This is a genomic window from Rhodococcus sp. 114MFTsu3.1, from assembly GCF_000383555.1.
GTDB lineage: Bacteria > Actinomycetota > Actinomycetes > Mycobacteriales > Mycobacteriaceae > Rhodococcoides > Rhodococcoides fascians_E.
Window position 1 is genome coordinate 125,916 of sequence record NZ_KB911554.1, and the last position, 16,816, is coordinate 142,731.

Here is a 16,816-nt window from a genome sequence, read left to right on the forward strand (position 1 = left end):
TCGAGCGATGGGGGTGGGACGCAATCCCTGTACTAGAGCGGCATGGACCAGACGGAGCTCGAGCGCTCTTTCAGGTCGGTGCACTTGCGGCGGACGGAGTCGCCGTACTGGTAGAAGTTCAGCTGATCTTCCCGGACGACGGGCTTGGGTGCCCGTTTCATGACCGGAAGTTCCGCGAGGTCCAGCGCCGCGTCCAGTTCTTCTTCTGCGGTTTCGCGGCGCTTGCGAGCGATGTCGGCCAGGGCGAGGTGGTGGATGGTGAGATGGTCCGACGCTGCGAGGGCAGCTTCCTTCTCGGTGGCGGCCTGGACCTCGTAGACCTTGGCGGCGAGCTGGTAGATGCTGGGTCGGGTGAGTTCGTCGTCGACCACTTCGATTGCCACCGGATCCTGCGTCGACGCCTCGGGCGCAACCTCTTTCCGAGGTTTCTTCACCACGGCATCCGGGGCCGACGGTTGCTCGAGGAGATGCTCCAGCTCGGCAACTTCCTTGGCTGCGTCGGGATCGAATGCAGTGCGGACGGTAGGCACGACGCGCGGGGTGCGGCCGGGCAGCAACACGCCGACCACGACGGTCCCGATGGCGAAGACCACGGCTGCGATCAAAGACGTGTGCACGACGGCGTTCGCGAACGAGCTCACCGCGGTGATCACCAGGTTGTCGGCGTATCCGGTGAGAAAGGTGTTCTCGCGCATGATGTCTGCGACGATCACGGCCCCGGCGACCGAGTCGCCGGACGCTTCGATCGCTTGTGCGGCTTGCGCGGTCGGCTGGCCGTCGGGCCCTTTGCCGGGGAAGTCCGCGAGGTAGTCGACGATGCCGCCGCGGTACGTCGTTGCGAGAACCGAACCGAGAACGGCGATTCCGAGAGATCCGCCCAGTTCCAGCGCAGTGTCGTTGAGCCCGCCGGCGACGCCGAGCTTGCTCTCGGGGAATTCGGCCATGATGGCGTCGGTGCACGGCGACACGCTGAGGCCGATGCCGAGGCCCAGTAGCGCCAGAACCGGAACGAAGTCGACATAGGTTGCGGTGGTGTCGATTCCGAGCATCGAGACCACGGCCAGCGTGCCGACGACCATGCCGGCCGTGACGGTGTACTTCATGCCCACTCGCGGCGTCAGCCATTGTGTGATACCCGAGCCGACGAACACGGCGACCGCCAGAGGGAGCAGGTGCACCCCGGTCGAGACCGGGCCCATGTCGAGTACGAACTGAAGATATTGGGCCACATAGTAGATCGCGCCGAAGGTGACGAGGAAGAACAGCAGGACGGCCAGTACGGCACCGCTGAGGATGCGGGACGAGAACGCTCGGACGTCGAGAAGTGGGCTCGGGTGGCGAAGCTCCCAGGCGACGAACGCCGCGGTACTGAGCGCGCCCACCACGGCGAAGTACGTGGGTCCGACGCTCCAACCGAAGTGCATGCCCTCGATGATCGCGTAGACCACCGTGGACACCGCGAGCACGGAGAGCAGCCCTCCGAGCCAGTCGATCCTGCCCGGGTTCACCGCACGCGACGGCGGCACCAAAGCGACGGCGCCTACGATCCCGATGATCGTGAACGGGATGTTGATCAGGAAACTCGAACCCCACCAATAGCTTTCGAGCAGCCAGCCGGCGAGCAGCGGACCCATCGCGATGGCGAGACCCGACGTGGCGGCCCAGATGGTGACGGCCGTAGCCCGTTCGCGTTTGGGGAACGTCGCCACCAGGAGCGACAGCGTGGCAGGCATGACGATGGCAGCGGCGACGCCCATGACGATGCGAGCGAGAATCACGCCCGTCGTGGCGCCGGTCAGCGCGCCGGCGAGAGAACCCGCCGTGAAGATCAGCAAACCGATGATGAGTGCGCCTCTGCGAGAATACCGATCGCCGATGACGCCGAACAGAAGCATCAAGGCCGCGTACGGCACGGTGTATCCGTCGATGACCCACTGAAGGTCGCTGCTCGACAGGTTCAGATCCAGCGTCATCGCAGGCGCCGCCACCAACAGCGACGTGTTCGCCATGACGACGACGAGCAGGCTCAGGCACAGCACCCCCAGCGCTGCCCAACGTTTCGCGTACGGCTTTTCCATCTCCTGAACAGGAGTCATCGCAAGCAATGTCATGTGTGTTCCCCCCTAGGCACCACACGCGACACACCGCGCGCAGTGCTGTGCAGCCTAGGAAGGATGCGTTAGAGTACGCAATTCTTTGTGGCGGCCGTTACACAAGTGACTGGGAGAGATCCCAACGAACGAAAATGCCGCCGTGTCAATCGAACTGACACGGTGGCATGATCTGTAACGCTGATGACCCGATCGGTGACTCGGAGAGTCCGATCAGGGGATGGGGGCGAAACCTGCTCCGACGGCGTTGCCTGCGTCGATGTGGCGCAGAATCGCGTCGATGTTGGTACCTACCTGCGGTCCGAAGCACGCCACACCGAGGTACGCGTTCACCATGCCGACGAGCGTGGTGCCGACGACGACCGGGCTACCGGAGTCACCTTCGACGACGCACAGCTGCGACCAAGTCTCCTGCGACTGCAGGACGTCCCCGTAGGCGACGCCGCACGTGTTACCGGTGGTGCGGCCTTCCTTGCAGACGATGTTGGGGAACGAGGCGGGAGGACCGACCTGCGTGATGGTCACGTTGCCCACCCGGTTGACCGGAACGACCTTGGCGCGATCGAACTCGATCACCGCGTAGTCGTACTCGGGGTTGGAGAACGCGATGCGTCCGACGACGCCTGCCGACGGGTCGTACTCCGGCACGATCGTGGCGCCTGCTCCACCGCAGTGACCGGCGGTGATACCGACGAGGCGGCCTTCGCGGTCGTTGCCGATGGTCGTCAGAGTGCACTCGGCAGCATCGTCGACGATGATTCCGGATCCGCCCCCCAGCACCGCCGGAGCCGCAGCTGACGCAGTTCCGACGCCGAAGCTCGCAGCAACAGCGGCAGCAGCCACGGCGACGAGCATGAACTTCTTCAACATGTATTCCCTCTCCAGCGGTGTCCGCAGAACCCTAGCAATAAGAAGCACCGATGGACGAGTACCTGACGTCAACAAGTACGCACGAGTACTAAAGGTCCGATTCCAGAGCGGCCAGCATGGACCGGGCTTCCTCGAGTTGGCGGCTGAGCTCCTCCACACGCGACGCTGCCTCTTCTCGCGCGTACGAGATCACGGCTTCCACGGCGTCGCGTGCCGAATCGTCGCCCAGTTCGCGTACCGCGCGGGAGACGGACTCGGGGGACACCGACTGCGCTTTTCCTGGCCTGCGGGCACCGTGGGTGACCGTCACGGACCAGTCGTTGTCCGGCCCGGCGTGGATGGTGACGCTGACGCTGTCCGGCCCCTTCTTTCCCTTCCTCGCCGGCGCAGGCTTGGGCGCAGCAGTCTTGGGCGCGGCAGTCTTGGGCGTGGCAGTCTTGGGCGTGGCGGGCGTCGTCACCTCCGACTTCGGAGCTGCGGATTTGGTGGCCGCAGGCTTGGGTGCTGGGGCCGGCTCGGTCCATTCGGCCACCTCGGGCCCCGGCGTCGACGCCGGTTTCGGTGCCGGTTTGGGTGCACCGCCCGGAGGGTTCCGGGTGATCCGGAGTTCCTCCGCTTCGAACGGGAGCTCGTCGTTGACGCCCTTGGGGCTGATGGTGACGGTGTTTCCGTCGATCGAGACGACCCTCGCCGACGTTCCCTCGGGCAGGCCCAGGCTCGGCGTCGGCTCGATGAGGTACACCGTCGCGCGCCGCCCCTCGGAGAGGGCCGTGGCCAGCGTGTCGAGATTCTCCGGCGTCAGGGAACCGGTGGGCGTCGAACGTCTACGCGGTGGCATCGGTGCATACCTCTCTCGAAAGTGTTTGCGAATACTGTCGCATACTTGTCCCCCGGAACGCAGAATCCATGCATGCGATCGACACCCGTCACCTCCGACCTTCTTCTCGGCGCACTCGATGTCGAGGTCACCGAACGAGGCCTGATTCCGCACCGGCTGCCCGCGTGGACTCGCAGCCGGTTTCCCGACGACCGGATCGCCGGGGCCGAGGTGCAACCGGCGGGAGTTCGGCTGGCTTTCCGCACCGATGCGACAGTCGTCGAACTCGACGCCCTTCCGACGCGGCAGGAGTTCGTCGGACTCCCGCCCCGTCCGTCGGGGATGTTCGACATGACGATCGACGGCGAACTCGTGCACAGCGTGGCGTCGGCTGGTGGCAACGTGCTGTCGATCGACATGGTGACCGGCAGTGTCGATCGAACGGACGGCCCGGTGGTTCCGGTGCGATTCGAGATGACACCCGGCGCCAAGGACGTCGAGATATGGCTGCCGCACAATCAGCACGTCGAGTTGATCGCGCTGCGCAGCGACTCTCCGATCGTCGCCGCATCCACCTCCGAGCGGCAGGCGAGGCCGAGGTGGATCCACTACGGCAGTTCCATCAGCCAGGGATCGAACGCGACGAGTCCCAGCACGACCTGGGTGGGACTGAGCTCGTCGGCGATGGGTTTTTCCGTGACGAACCTCGGGTTCTCGGGCAGCGCGATGCTGGATCCGTTCGTCGCCCGGGTCATGCGCGACGAGCCTGCCGAGGTGATCAGCCTCGAGGTCGGCATCAACCTCGTGAACGGTGACGTCATGCGGACGCGCGCGTTCACGCCCGCGGTCCACGGGTTTCTGGACACGATTCGCGACGGGCACCCCAGCACACCGATCGTGGTGGTGTCACCGTTCTACTGCCCGATCCACGAGAACACTCCGGGGCCAGGCGCATTCGACCCCGACGCACTGGCCGAGGGCGCCGTGCGGTTCGTCGCGACAGGTGATCCGGGGCCGGGGAAGCTGACGCTCACCGTGGTCCGGGACGAACTGCGGCGCGTGTTCGACCAGCGCGAGGATCCGAACCTGTATCTCGTCGACGGTCTGGATCTGTACGGTCCGAGCGACTTCGACGAGTTCCCGCTGCCCGACGGATTACACCCGGACGCCCGTGCTCATCGTCGGATTGCCGAACGGTTCGTCGAGGCGTTCCCCGCCGCACAGAATTATGTGTAACTCGAAGTAACAGATAGATTTGGCTTTGTCGGAGCTTCACTCGACGACGTCCTCCAGCCTACTGCGCGGCAGCCCGAGGGGCATGGCGAGAGCATTGTGAGATAGCCGACCCCAAACCCGCATATAGGCCGCTTCGCCCCCGTAGCCTGGCCGAGTACCTGCGTGCGGTACGGGAAACGGGAGGACTCGATGTACCACGTCGAAGCGAGTGATCAGCGAACAACCGAAGGCCGGCAGGTCTATTTGCTCGACGCAGCGGGGGCTCTCGAGATCCAGGCACTCAACTCGTGGATCGACGCGACGACGCCCGACGGTGAAACTCGTCCTCCGTCGATCGCGCTGTCCGGCGACTCGTCGGGGCAGGTGGCCGAGCTGGTACGCGGGATCGGTGACGACCCCCTGCTGATTCCGCTTCGCGTGACCCTGTCGGCCAAGAAGCGACCCGGATTCCTCCGTCGGGCACTCGCACCGCGCGGCAACTCGCTCCCGACGAAGACCTGGCAACGATGGGTCCAAGGCGACGACCCGGACAGGTCCGCCGTCCTGGTCGGCGAACCCGCGACGCTGGGCGATCTGTCGGCCAAGTTCGAGAAGTCGGGCGGAAGGTCGTTGTCCTCGTTCATCGCCCGCCAGGCCACTCTTGCCCTCGACCGGGCCGAGCGAGACGTCATCGGCTCGGAGTACAAGATTCCGCGCTTCGTCGTCGAGGACATGACCGAACAGAAAAAGTTCCACGACGGCATCGCGGAGCTCGCGCAACAGGTCGGCGAGGACGTACCCGAGGTGGAGCGACGGGTACACACCATCCTCGGCGAGATGGTGGCCACCGAGACCAGGCGGGCGGTCGAGATGTGGGGCACCCTGGGCGCCTACTTCTCTCGCGCGTACAAGGTCGACGTGGACCGAGCTCAACTGCAGAAGGTGCGTGAACTCAACAAGAAGCACCCTCTCGTCTTCCTCCCCAACCATCGCTCGTACCTCGATCCTCTGGTCCTGCGGCCCGCACTGCTTGCCGAAGGGCTGCCACTCAACCACGTGATGGGCGGCATCAACGTCGGTTTCTGGCCCATCGGCCCCATCGCGAAACGCAGTGGCGTCGTGTTGATCCAACGCAAGTTCTCCGACGAGATCTACAAGTGGACGCTGCGTCAGTACATGAGCTTCCTGCTGAGCAAGCGCTTCAATCTCGAGTGGTACATCGAAGGCGGACGTAGCCGCACCGGCAAACTCCGTCCGCCGCGCTTCGGCTTGTTGACCTATCTGGTCGACGCCCTCGAGTCCAGCGACGCCGAGGATGTCTATCTGGTGCCGACGGCCATCACGTACGACCGACTCCACGAGGTCGGCGCCATGGCCGCCGAATCCCACGGCGCGCAGAAGCAAGCCGAGGGAATACGGATGGCCATCGGCTACATCCGCGCCCAGGGCAAACTGCGCGGCAACGTGTACCTCAACTTCGCCGAGCCCGTCTCGGTGCGGTCGATACTCAACGACAACGAGGACAAACGCGTTGCGGTGCAGAAGATTGCGCTGACGGTGTCGCACGCGATCAACGACACGACGCCGGTGACCCCTGCCGCGCTGGTGACGATGGCATTGCTCGGTATCGAAGACCGCGCCCTGAACGTGCACGAGATGTGGGCAATCATCTCGCCTCTTGCGAGCTACATCAAGAGACGCGGTCTCCCGACGGCGGGCGGCATCGACATCAGCGAGGTCGACGTGGTGCGATCCGCCGTCATCGCGCAGGTGAATGCGGGCGTCGTCAAGCGCTTCGACGACGGACCCGAGCCGGTGTTCTATCTCGCCCAGGACAAGCACCTGGTTGCGGCGTTCTTCCGCAACAACGCAATTCACTACTTCGTGATGCGCGCCATCGGCGAACTGGTCGTCCTGCCCGACCTGGGCCAGGGCACACCGTCGACGCCCGAATCGTTGTGGAAGTCGGCGCTCGAGCTCCGCGACCTGCTCAAATTCGAGTTCTTCTTCGGCGACAAGAAGGACTTCGGTGATCGCCTCGAAGCCGAAGTGGCACTGATCGATCCGGATTGGCGCGCCAATCTGGACGATCCCGAGTACTCCTCGCGGCAGCTCGAGTCCCAGGACCTGCATCTCGCTCACCGCGTGTTGCAGCCCATCCTGGAGGCCTATCAGGTGGTGGCGGATCAGCTCATGCTGCAGCCCACCGGAGTCGAGTTCGACAAGGCGTCGTTCGTCACGCATTGCCTCGGCGCAGCTCAGGCCCGCAGGCTTCGGCAACAACTCGACCACAGCGAAGCCATCTCGGGTGAACTCTTCGACACTGCACTGCAATTGGCCGACAATCGCAACCTCGTCGATCCGGGCGGGGAAAACCTTGCGCAGCGCCGACGGGACTTCGCCCGCGAGATCAACGAATGGGCACGGAAAGCGAGAATCGTCCGCGACATGGCCCACCGCATGCTCGACGAGGTGGATCCGTTGACCCTTCCGGCCCCTGTCGCGAGCACCGACGAACGTGAGGACGACGCCTGATGACCAGCCCTCTCGACCTCCAGCTGCAGGCCATCGCCGAGGCACCCGAAGGCCCGGACACTGCGGCGTTCTTCGACCTCGACGGCACGCTGATCAACGGCTTCTCCGCGAAAGCCGTGTTCCTGGAACGCCTGAAGACTCTCGATGTCACCGTTCACGAACTGTGGGAGATCTCGAGCGCCGTCGTGGAGATGCGGATGCGCAACTCCCCCGTCGACAATCTGATGGGCAAGGCCGTCAAGGGTCTAGAGGGACGGCGCGAGGAGGACCTCATGGAGCAGGCATACACGCTGTTCCGCAACGAGATCGCACCGATGATCTACCCGCAGGCCCGCAGGCTCGTCGAAGCACACCGACACGCGGGGCACCGGTTGGTGATGGCTACCTCCGCGACCCCGTATCAGGCCATTCCCGTAGAGCAGGACCTGATGTTCGACGAGTTGCTGTGCACCACACCGGTCGTCGTCGACGGCGTCCTCACCGGCGAACTCGTCGGGACGTCGTTGTGGGGGCCGCGCAAAGCGAAGGCCGTCGCGGATTACGCGGACCGGGAGGGCCTCGACCTGGCTCGCTGTTTCGGATACTCCAACGGCGGCGAGGACGTGCCGTTTCTGGCGGAGGTCGGCCGACCCGTCGCACTCAACCCCGACGAGGAGCTCACCCGGCACGCGGACAAGGCCGGCTGGACGTCGTTGAGGCTCGAGAACCCCAAGCGCGGCACCGACCTGGCGTCGGCTGTTCGCAGTACCGCTGCCCTGGGCTCCGTCCTCGCCAGTGCCGGGATCGGGCTCGGTCTCGGCCTGTTGACCCGCAGCAGGCGGACCGGTGCCAACATCACCTCCTCCATCGCCCCGGACATCGCGCTGACGCTCGCGGGCGTGAAGTTGAACGTCGTCGGCACCGAGAACGCGTGGTCCGCTCGGCCTGCGGTGTTCATGTTCAATCACCAGAGCACCGCGGATTCGATCATCGTGGCGTCGATCCTCCGTCGCGACATCACCGCCGTCGCCAAGCGGGAACTCGAACGCGACCCGCGCTTCGCTCTCCTCGGCAAGATCTTCGACGTCGCCTACATCGACCGCGGCGATCCAGCCCAGGCCAGAGAGGCCATGGCCCCGGCCATCGAGAAGTTGCATTCCGGCATTTCCGTGGCGATCGCGCCCGAGGGCACCCGGATGCCGACGTCGCGGCTCGGCCGGTTCAAGAAGGGCGGCTTCCACCTCGCGATGCAGGCCGGCGTACCCATCGTTCCCATCGTCATCCACAACGCAGGCGACGTGATGTGGAAGAAGGATTTCACCGCGCACTCCGGTACGGTCGATGTCACCGTCGGCGAGCCCATCTCCACCGAGGACTGGGTTCCCGAGAAGATCGACAACTACATCGACGACGTCCGGTCCTTTTTCGACAGAACGCTGGGACATGCCTGAAGAACAGATCAACTCGGTCGTGCAGAGAGAAATCGAAAAGAATCTGCTGGGGGGAACACCGAAATACACGCGCACGGATATCGTCGAGAAATCGGGGATACCGCTCGAGCGAGTAATTCAATTGTGGATCGCGATGGGCTTCCCGGTTCACACCGACGCCGATGCCGTCGTGTACACCGACGCGGACCTCGATGCTCTGCGCATGATCACCGGTCTCACCGAGCAGAAGGTCATCCGGCCGGACATGGAGGTCGCCATCGCGCGCACCCTCGGTCAGACGATGTCCAGGCTCACCGAATGGCAAGTGGGCGTTGTGAACAGTCACATACACGACCGCGTCGCCGAGGGACGTGACGCCGAGGGCCGGGACGCGGACGAGCTCGCGAGCCCCGCAGACCTCGACGCCATCCGCCGCGACGCGCGCGAGATCGCGGCGCAGACGGTGCCGACTCTCGAAGCCCTGCAGTCCTACACCTGGCGCAGGCATCTGGCGGCCACCGCCGGCCGCGCCATCGCCGATCCGGGCGAGGAGACCACCAGCCGTACCTTGGCCGTCGGTTTCGCCGACATGGTCGGATACACCAGCCTGACGCGACGCCTCGCCATCGACGAGCTCACCGAACTGCTCGAGCAGTTCGAGTCCGTGGCCACCAACATCATTGCGCGCGGTCGTGGTTCGGTGATCAAGAACGTCGGCGACGAAGTGATGTTCAGTGCGCAGACGCCCGAGGACGCCGCCCACATCGCCCTCGATCTCCAGGATGCGTTCGCGACCTACGAGGACATGCCCGAGCTCCGCGTCGGAATCGCCTGGGGACCGGTGCTTGCCCGTTACGGCGACCTCTACGGTTCGGTCGTCAACATGGCTGCGCGCCTGACCAGCTCGGCGCACCCGGGAACCATCCTGGTGGACACGACGCTGACGGAACTGCTGAGGGAAGATTCCGAGTTCTACCTCAAGTCTCTTCGCTCCCTTCGTGTTCGCGGCTTCCACAAGCTCAAGCCGCACGCACTGCGAAGGAACAGAAGAGACTGACCCTATGTGAGGACCGACCGATAGAAGTCGAGGTGCCTGCGTGCTGCTTCGTCCCACGTCAGGCTGCGCGCAAGGGCGCGACCGACGTCCGGGTCGTGGCCGTGATCGATCGCATCCGCCAGTCCCGACGCCATGTCCTGTGGGCTCGTCGCGTACGTGACGGCGTCCGCGAACACCTCACGCAGTACCGGCAGGTCGCGGGCGACGACGGGTGTGCCTGCCGCGAGCGCTTCCATGGCGGCCAGACCGAAGCCCTCTTTCGTCGAGAAGAACGGAAGAACGCTCGCCTGCGCGACCAGGTGCGGCAGTTCCTCGTCGTCGACGACGCCGAGCACGACCGGTTCGATTCCCAGTTCTGCTGCCCGCGAATCGAATTCATGCCGGTAGTCGCGGTAGTCGAACAGTGTTTCCCCTCCGGCGAACACGAGCGAGAAGTCCGGCCTGTTCAGCAACGAGAAGGCGTCGAGCAGGTCCAGTGACCCTTTTCGAGGCTCGATGCCGCCCACCGCCAGGACGTACTTCCCGAGCTTGTCCCGCCACTGGGTTCCCCTCGACCTCGCTGCGGCGTCGAAGCGCTGCGCATCCACTCCGTTCGGAATCACCGTGGGTGTGAAACCCCAACCGGCTCGTACTTCTTCGGCCACGGCGGCCGATACGCAGATCCGCGCACGAGGCTCCGTGATCGCGCGCTCGTGGCACGCAGCCAGCGCGGGGGTCGTGAACGTGTCGAGGTGGTGGATAGTCCGGATGCACTGCCCCACGGCATTCGCCGAGATGCAGTCCTGCGCGTGGACGATGTCGTACTCCTCGCGCGAGAATGCCTGCCCCAGAACGTCGATCGAACGAAGAATCCTGTCTCCGACGGTTTCGTTCTCGCGGGCCTCGAACGGAACCATTCTGACCGTCACCGACGGATCGACGGGACGGAAGAATGCCGCATCGCCGCCTCGACCCAGCGACCACACGGTGACGTCCTCGCCGGCGCGGGCGAGCGCTTCGGCCAGATGAAGCGTGTGCACCACTCCGCCGCGCGGCTTGGACGAGTACGTCAGGAGTGCCACCTTCAACTTCCTGATCCTTTCTCGTCCAACAGATTCGGGTACGCATCCACTCGCCGCTCTTCCAGGTGGTGCAGACCCCGGCGCGCACGGTCGACTTCGGCGTCGACGTCGATGTCGACGACGGCGAGGCCTCCTTTGTCGCGTGTCTTGACGAGCACGTCGCCGCCGGGACCGACGATCTTGGCCTGTCCGAGGAATCGGAGCGAACCCATCACCCCGGTCTGGTTGGACGAGACCAGGACCACCTGGTTCTCCGCGGCACGTGCTGCGTCGTACAGATCGAACAACCGAGACTGGCGATCGTTGGGCAGACTGGACGCCCGGTCGGTCACACTCGCAGGCCACGCGGACAATGCAGCGATGATGCGAGCACCGTCCAACGCCAGCGTGCGAGCGGATTCCGGGAACGTCTTGTCGTAGTCGATCAGCATGCCCATCCGACCGACAGGAGTGTCGAAGGCCGAGAATGTGTCCCCCGCAGCGTAGGCGAGCGACTCACCCAGCGGCTGATGCACCTTCCGGTGACTACCCAGCACACCATCGCCGGTAAGACACACCGCGGCGTTGTAGCGAAGCCCGCCGGCCAGCTCGGTGTACCCGACGCACACGGTCAGATCCCCGGCGGCGGCCATGATGGCGGCGATCTCCGGTCCGTCGATGTCCAGAGTCGGCGGCAGTTCGGACACGTCGGGATTGCGGAGACTGTCGATGTACCCACCGAGGGAGGCGTCCGGCAGCACGAGAAGATCGAGTCCGTCTCGCTTGGCGCTGTCGACGATCGTGACGATCTTGGACACCGCGCGACCCACGTCTCGACCGAAATGTGCTGCCAGAGCGCCTATCCTGATGGATGTCACGAAGCTAGACCACTACCTTCTCCGGCTGAGCAGCACTGATTTCCAAGCCGATCTGCTCGGCCAGGAACTCGGCGTCGCGGGCTACGGAAGCAAAGCGTCCCGACCCCCAGGTGTGTTGCCACGGCAGCCCGAGGAAGTACAGACCCGACACCGAGGTGACACCGCGGTTGTGCGTCGGGTGGCCCTCGCCGTCGAACGCACCGACCTTCAGCCACCGGTAGTCGGTACGGAAGCCGACGGACCAGACCACTGCCGTGACGTCGCTGTCTGCCAGATCGAGCTCCGTGGTCTCCTGCTCCGGACGCCACACCGGAACGTAGCGCTTCTCGGTGGGTGCATCGATACCCTCACGCTCGATGTAGGCATCGATGTTGTCCTTGATGGACTCGGCGACGGCGTCGGCTGCATCGAGTGACGCTTCGAGCGTCGGCGCGAACCGCAGCACCCCGTCGTCGACGCCGAGAAGCCGGCCGTAGAGCTGCATGCCCTCGGTCGCGAACGCGCGCAGGTCGATGTCACGACCACCGTCGCGTCCCGTCACGTAGTGGTTCGTGTTCTCGCGTTTTCCGACGCCACCGGGCTGATCTTCGATGGACACATCGTAGACGCCCATGTCGTGCAACCAGGCGACACAGTCACGGCCACGATAGAACCGTGCGACGCGCGGAGCGGTCCCCGCGACCAGGTGCACCCTCCTGCCGTCCAGGTGCAGGTCCTCGGCGATCTGCGCACCCGATTGTCCGGTACCCACGACCAGCACGTCACCGTCCGGGAACTGATGAGACCCGCGATACTCCGACGAGTGGATCTGAAGGATGTCGCTCGGCAGCTTCTCGGCGAAACGCGGGATCGTCGGGATGTGATATCCCCCGACCGCAACGACGAGGTGGTCGGCGTGCATCGGCCCGGCTGTGGTCTCGAGATCGAAGCCGCCCTCGGTGCCTTGGAGTGCGTTCACCACCGAGACGTGTTCGCGGACGGGTGCGTCGAAGGTGTCTGCGTACCGCCGGACGAAGTCGTAGACCTCGTCGCGCTTCATGAAGCCGTCGGGATCGTCACCGTCGTAGGAGAATCCGGGCAAGGCGCACTGCCAGTTCGGCGTGACGAGGGTAAAGTTGTCCCAGCGGGAATCCTTCCACTCGTGCGCGACGGTCTCGGCCTCGAGGACGACGTGGTCGATTCCTCGCTGCGTCAGATGCCAGCTGATGGACAGTCCCGCCTGTCCACCGCCGACGACGATCACGGAGTGATGTTCGCTCATAACAATTCAGCTCCCGACATACTCAGGACACGAACTGCGCCCGAGGAGTACCCGGCGCCGACGTCGTGAATTTCTTCCATCTGCTGGGCGGCGGAGGTGCACCGCATTCCGAATTTCGCCAGCACGCGATCGCTGGCCACCGTCAACGCTTCCGAGGTCAGCTTCACGAATTCCTCGACCGAGTACTCCGCTCCGGGCGTCAGGTAATCGTGCATCACCAGAGACGGTGAATAACAGGATTGTTCGCGGCCGTCGGGCCACTGCACGAGAAATCGCATCTCAGGCATGAACTGGCTCTTTCGTGATGGTCTTGTACACCGAGGGCCGACGATCGCGCAGGTTGTACATTCCGCCTCCGCGTGCAGCCGCCATCAACCCTTGGACATCCACCGTCGCCGTCGCCAAACCGGGTTCGACGCCGGTGCCCGCGAGAATCTCGCCACCGGGTCCGACGATCTTGGCGCTGCACACGAACCGCAAGGATCCGAAGGTGCCCGACTGGTTGGCTGCCACCCACACCACCTGGTTCTCCAGTGCGCGGGCGCGGTCGTAGATGTCGAAGCGCTGCTTCCAGCGGTCGTCCTCCATGTTCTCGACTGTCGCGGTACGGGCGGTCGGCCACGCGGAGATGGAGGTGATGATCTCCGCGCCGTCGAGCGCAAGTTCACGTGCGGCTTCAGGGAATCCCTTGTCGTAGCAGATCTGCATACCCATCCGGCCGACCGGAGTATCGAAGGCAGCGTAGCTGTCGCCTGCGTCGTAGCAGAGGTTTTCGCCGAGCGGCTGATGCACCTTGCGGTACGAACCGAGTATTCCGTCGCCGTGCAGCGTGACCGCCGCGTTGTAGCGTGTGCCGCCGTCCTTCTCGCAGAATCCGAGGGTGATCACGGTGTCGCCCGCCATGTCGATGACCCGCTTCAACTCCGGTCCGTCCAGTTCCAAAGCAGGAGGAAGGCTTTCGAGCCTGCGCCGGCGCGCTTCCTCGGATTCGTCACCGCCACCCAACGAAGGGAGGTACCCGCCGAGGCAGGCCTCGGGCAGCACCAGCAGCTGACTTCCGCGGTTGCGCGCCTCTTCGAGCAACGCGGCAATGGTCCGGTATCCCTGTTCCATGTCGCGGCCGAATTCGGCTGCGGCCACGGAGATGGTCGTGTCGTTCATGCTTCTCCCAATCCGGTCACGGTGGACGTGACCGCTGACGTGGTGATTCCGTCGGGCCACCGCAAAGCGACGCCCGGAATGTCGGTGAGCTGGCCGCATCGAGCGGATACTGCTGGTCCCGACGGTGCACACTGCGCATCGGGACGGTCCGCGGTGATCATCGCGAACCCTGGAAAACACGTGACCCACTCGCCCATGGCGGCGGCGTCGGGTTTGGGGATGGAGGCGACGTCGAGAACGGCTCCGGTTCCGCTCGCTTCGGCGAGCATTCCGGTAGTGCCGACGAGGCCGGCCATCGAGACATCCTTCGCGGCTCGGGGCGCCGTCCGAGCGACGAACGACGCCATCTGCGTGAGCTCCTCGGAGTTTCGTCTGGACGACGAATCCCACTGCTGACCTTGATAACCCCGTCGCCAGTTGCCTTCGATGTCCGCGGTGAGAGTCAGGACGTCTCCGGCGGACGCGCCGCCGGCGCGAACGGGGCGCGGGGTACTTCCGAGTGCCGTGACCGACAGCGACGACGGCACCCCGACCTGGGTGTGACCACCGAGGACCGGTACTTGCCAGGCCTGTGACGCGTTGGCCAACCCTCGGACGATGCGCGTGAGCCTCGACTGTGTCGGGGCACCGACCGCGTCGAGCATTCCGACGGCCCGGGCCCCCATTGCCGACAGGTCGTTCAGGTTGACCAGTGCGGCACACCAGCCCGCCCATTCGGGATCGCGGTCGACCATGGAAGGCAGGATGGCGTCGCACGCGGCGATGATGTCGCTCCCCGGAACGGGGACTCCGTCGTCGCCACGGAATCCTTTGGCACCGAGACCGAGTGGCTGAGCACGCAAGGGTGCGAGCACACCCGCGAGCATCGCCTTGGTCGAGACCACGAGCCGCTCGATTCGATCGATCGGCCAGTACATGGCGACGTGTGGCGCGCCGTGCACGTCGACGTCGGCGCGTCTGACCCATCCCAGCCTGGTGAAGAGCGTTTCGTTCTGTTTCTGCACGGTGGCGTCGAAGCGCAGTACGCCGTGACTTTCGGCGTGCGCACACGCGGCCCGCACCAACGCCGGCCCGACCCCGGATGTGCGCGCCGCCGACGAAACCACCAACCGGCTGCCGGCCCACCACCCCAGATCGGTCGATGTGCAGGGAGCCAACCGAACTCCGCCCAGCACGCTGCCGTCGGATGCAGTGGCGACCAGTACTACCGTGCGCGGGTCGTCGTCGACGTCGTCGTGATCGGACCCGGCGAACAGCCCCTGCTCTCGGACGAAGATGTCGCGTCTCAATCGGCGGTAGGTGCCGAGCTGCGAAGCGTTCGAACACGGTTGGATCAAGAAGTGCGAATCGGCTTCGGTAGGTACCGTTCCCGACAGACCGGCCAAGTCACTCGCATACATCAGCCACCCGCATTCTGCAGTACGCTGCACGCTCCGCACGCCGCGCAGCCTGCTTTCTGATCCGAACCGAGCATCGATGCCGCTTGCAATTCCTTGGCTACCCGGCGCGTCACGTCCTCGAGCACGTCTCGGTTCGGAGCGACCGCATGGTCGACGTCGACAGCCAGCGTGCCGCCGAGCGGCCGGAACGGAACGACGAACGGGTAGACACCCATCTCGATGAGTTGAGCTGCACCCGAAACCAATTCGTCCGGATCCTCACCGAGGCCGACGAGTATGTACGTCGAGACCTGGTTGCGCCCGAAGACGCGAACCGCTTCCTTCCACGCTGCTCGGTATTCGTCCATCGACACCGAGGCCTTACCCGGCATCCATTTCCGACGGACATCGTCGTCGAGTGATTCGACGTGAATGCCGATGGATTCGGCACCGGCGTCGTAGAGATCGGTGATGGTCTGAAGGTCGCCGGGTGGTTCGCACTGCACCTGGATCGGCAGATCCGGGACCACGGCCTTGATGGCCTTGACGCACCGTGCGAGGTGCCGCGCTCCGCGATCCTTCGCCGCGGAGGTACCCGTCGTCATGACCATCTGGGTGACACCGTCGAGTCGGACTGCAGCTTCGGCAACCTCGGCGAGCTGCGCCGGAGTCTTGACAGCGATCGTGTCTCCTGCTTCCAGCGACGCCTCGATGGAGCAGAACCGGCAGCGCTGGTCTGCGCCGTACCTGATACACGTCTGCACGACGGTAGTTGCGAGAACACTGGTTCCGTGGAGTTTGGCGATCTTCTCGTAGGCGATTCCGTCGGCAGTCTTCAGGTCGTAGAATTTCGGCCGGTCGATTGCTTGGACGTCGAGACCGATGTCCGATCCGTCGAACAGGATTCGCCCCTCTTCGAGGACATACGGACTCAACGGATTACGAGGGATGGCTGCGCCGAGACCATCGATTCGAACATGCCCGTCGTCGCTGGGCCCGGCGCCGGCCGTTCTGTTGACCGGCGGCGTCCCTCGAACTCCGAGCAACGCCAGGTCTACACGCGCACTGACAGACATGTCAGGC

14 protein-coding genes are annotated in these 16,816 nt (G+C 64.8%); 4 read left to right on the plus strand and 10 right to left on the minus strand.

The window, feature by feature from the left end:
• Positions 1-32 precede the first annotated feature (32 nt).
• From H292_RS0118925 to H292_RS0118935, 3 genes are all read right to left on the minus strand, one after another.
• On the minus strand, positions 33-2,111 hold the full coding sequence (locus H292_RS0118925; protein ID WP_027498926.1) for an MFS transporter: 2,079 nt from the start codon (positions 2,109-2,111) through the stop codon (positions 33-35).
• Positions 2,112-2,324: 213 nt separating this feature from the next.
• A complete protein-coding gene (locus H292_RS0118930) occupies positions 2,325-2,981 on the minus strand; it encodes a S1 family peptidase (RefSeq protein ID WP_019666917.1) in 657 nt (218 codons plus the stop codon).
• 88 nt (positions 2,982-3,069) lie between these two features.
• Positions 3,070-3,819: a DUF6319 family protein gene (locus H292_RS0118935; RefSeq protein ID WP_020112420.1), complete on the minus strand. Its 750-nt coding sequence runs from the start codon at positions 3,817-3,819 to the stop codon at positions 3,070-3,072.
• A 72-nt stretch (positions 3,820-3,891) separates the two neighbouring features.
• Between H292_RS0118935 and H292_RS0118940 the strand changes: the two genes are divergently transcribed.
• From H292_RS0118940 to H292_RS0118955, 4 genes are all read left to right on the plus strand, one after another.
• Positions 3,892-5,034, plus strand: a complete 1,143-nt coding sequence (locus tag H292_RS0118940) for an SGNH/GDSL hydrolase family protein (RefSeq protein ID WP_020112421.1) — start codon at positions 3,892-3,894, stop codon at positions 5,032-5,034.
• Between the two features lie 189 nt (positions 5,035-5,223).
• On the plus strand, positions 5,224-7,548 hold the full coding sequence (locus H292_RS0118945) for a glycerol-3-phosphate 1-O-acyltransferase (RefSeq protein ID WP_020112422.1): 2,325 nt from the start codon (positions 5,224-5,226) through the stop codon (positions 7,546-7,548).
• Complete coding sequence (locus tag H292_RS0118950; protein ID WP_020112423.1) at positions 7,548-8,978, plus strand: HAD-IB family hydrolase; 1,431 nt, start codon at positions 7,548-7,550, stop codon at positions 8,976-8,978. The genes H292_RS0118945 and H292_RS0118950 overlap by 1 nt, the downstream gene beginning before the upstream one ends.
• A complete protein-coding gene (locus tag H292_RS0118955) occupies positions 8,971-10,014 on the plus strand; it encodes an adenylate/guanylate cyclase domain-containing protein (RefSeq protein WP_019666922.1) in 1,044 nt (347 codons plus the stop codon). Before H292_RS0118950 ends, H292_RS0118955 begins: the two co-directional genes overlap by 8 nt.
• 2 nt (positions 10,015-10,016) lie before the next feature.
• Here H292_RS0118955 and H292_RS0118960 read toward each other — a convergent pair whose 3' ends face one another.
• Genes H292_RS0118960 through H292_RS0118990 form a run of 7 tightly spaced genes read right to left on the minus strand, consistent with a single transcriptional unit; the run spans position 10,017 to position 16,809 of the window.
• The gene (locus tag H292_RS0118960; RefSeq protein WP_020112424.1) at positions 10,017-11,081 is read right to left on the minus strand and encodes an MSMEG_0565 family glycosyltransferase; all 1,065 of its coding nucleotides are present in this window, start codon (positions 11,079-11,081) and stop codon (positions 10,017-10,019) included.
• Positions 11,078-11,932 (minus strand): carbon-nitrogen hydrolase family protein, encoded by an 855-nt coding sequence (locus H292_RS0118965; protein ID WP_027498927.1) that lies wholly within the window; start codon positions 11,930-11,932, stop codon positions 11,078-11,080. The genes H292_RS0118960 and H292_RS0118965 overlap by 4 nt, the downstream gene beginning before the upstream one ends.
• 4 nt (positions 11,933-11,936) lie before the next feature.
• A complete protein-coding gene (locus H292_RS0118970; RefSeq protein ID WP_020112426.1) occupies positions 11,937-13,193 on the minus strand; it encodes an MSMEG_0569 family flavin-dependent oxidoreductase in 1,257 nt (418 codons plus the stop codon).
• On the minus strand, positions 13,190-13,480 hold the full coding sequence (locus H292_RS0118975; RefSeq protein ID WP_019666928.1) for an MSMEG_0570 family nitrogen starvation response protein: 291 nt from the start codon (positions 13,478-13,480) through the stop codon (positions 13,190-13,192). The genes H292_RS0118970 and H292_RS0118975 overlap by 4 nt, the downstream gene beginning before the upstream one ends.
• Positions 13,473-14,354 (minus strand): carbon-nitrogen hydrolase family protein, encoded by an 882-nt coding sequence (locus H292_RS0118980; RefSeq protein WP_019666929.1) that lies wholly within the window; start codon positions 14,352-14,354, stop codon positions 13,473-13,475. The genes H292_RS0118975 and H292_RS0118980 overlap by 8 nt, the downstream gene beginning before the upstream one ends.
• Positions 14,351-15,754: an MSMEG_0567/sll0787 family protein gene (locus tag H292_RS0118985; protein ID WP_027498928.1), complete on the minus strand. Its 1,404-nt coding sequence runs from the start codon at positions 15,752-15,754 to the stop codon at positions 14,351-14,353. Before H292_RS0118985 ends, H292_RS0118980 begins: the two co-directional genes overlap by 4 nt.
• A complete protein-coding gene (locus H292_RS0118990) occupies positions 15,754-16,809 on the minus strand; it encodes an MSMEG_0568 family radical SAM protein (protein WP_020112428.1) in 1,056 nt (351 codons plus the stop codon). The genes H292_RS0118985 and H292_RS0118990 overlap by 1 nt, the downstream gene beginning before the upstream one ends.
• Between the last annotated feature and the right edge of the window lie 7 nt (positions 16,810-16,816).

Coding starts and splice junctions, on each gene's coding strand:
- H292_RS0118925 (WP_027498926.1), bottom strand. CDS start 2,111: ATGACATTGCTTGCGATGACTCCTGTTCAGGAGATGGAAAAGCCGTAC.
- H292_RS0118930 (WP_019666917.1), bottom strand. CDS start 2,981: ATGTTGAAGAAGTTCATGCTCGTCGCCGTGGCTGCTGCCGCTGTTGCT.
- H292_RS0118935 (WP_020112420.1), bottom strand. CDS start 3,819: ATGCCACCGCGTAGACGTTCGACGCCCACCGGTTCCCTGACGCCGGAG.
- H292_RS0118940 (WP_020112421.1), top strand. CDS start 3,892: ATGCGATCGACACCCGTCACCTCCGACCTTCTTCTCGGCGCACTCGAT.
- H292_RS0118945 (WP_020112422.1), top strand. CDS start 5,224: ATGTACCACGTCGAAGCGAGTGATCAGCGAACAACCGAAGGCCGGCAG.
- H292_RS0118950 (WP_020112423.1), top strand. CDS start 7,548: ATGACCAGCCCTCTCGACCTCCAGCTGCAGGCCATCGCCGAGGCACCC.
- H292_RS0118955 (WP_019666922.1), top strand. CDS start 8,971: ATGCCTGAAGAACAGATCAACTCGGTCGTGCAGAGAGAAATCGAAAAG.
- H292_RS0118970 (WP_020112426.1), bottom strand. CDS start 13,193: ATGAGCGAACATCACTCCGTGATCGTCGTCGGCGGTGGACAGGCGGGA.
- H292_RS0118975 (WP_019666928.1), bottom strand. CDS start 13,480: ATGCCTGAGATGCGATTTCTCGTGCAGTGGCCCGACGGCCGCGAACAA.
- H292_RS0118980 (WP_019666929.1), bottom strand. CDS start 14,354: ATGAACGACACGACCATCTCCGTGGCCGCAGCCGAATTCGGCCGCGAC.
- H292_RS0118985 (WP_027498928.1), bottom strand. CDS start 15,754: ATGTATGCGAGTGACTTGGCCGGTCTGTCGGGAACGGTACCTACCGAA.
- H292_RS0118990 (WP_020112428.1), bottom strand. CDS start 16,809: ATGTCTGTCAGTGCGCGTGTAGACCTGGCGTTGCTCGGAGTTCGAGGG.